Source organism: Streptococcus suis, from assembly GCF_002964045.1.
In the GTDB taxonomy this organism is placed as follows: domain Bacteria; phylum Bacillota; class Bacilli; order Lactobacillales; family Streptococcaceae; genus Streptococcus; species Streptococcus suis_U.
In genome coordinates this window covers 1-433 of record NZ_POPB01000307.1, presented here as the reverse complement: position 1 = coordinate 433, position 433 = coordinate 1, and the positions used below count along the sequence as shown (strand labels likewise).

The window sequence follows — 433 nt, the reverse complement described above, 5'->3', positions numbered from 1 at the left end:
CCCTAAATGCCCTTCCTGCAAGGGACAAATGGCAAAATACGATTTCCAAAAAGCCTCCAAAATTCCCTATCTAGAAACAGCTGGCTATCCCTTACTTATCCGTCTTAGAAAGCGTCGTTTCAAGTGTAAAGAATGTGGGAAAATGGCTGTCGCTGAAACTCCTCTTGTCAAGAAGAACCACCAAATCTCCGTCGCTGTTAACCAGAAAATCGCCCAATTACTCATCGAAAATCAAGCAATGACACATATTGCACACAGGCTATCTATCTCAACATCATCAGTTATCAGAAAGCTCAATGAGTTCAAGTTTGAAACAGATTGGAACAAGCTTCCAGAAGTCATGTCCTGGGACGAGTATGCCTTTAAGAAAGGTAAGATGAGCTTTATCGCACAAGATTTCAACTCCCTAAACGTCATTGCTATTCTGGACGGA

Annotated in this window: 1 protein-coding gene; it reads left to right on the top strand. The window is 42.0% G+C overall.

Annotated features, from left to right (window positions below; all coding sequences use genetic code 11):
- A partial coding sequence (locus C1E99_RS04790) for a transposase family protein (protein ID WP_161951149.1) occupies positions 1-433 on the top strand: 433 nt, incomplete at both ends.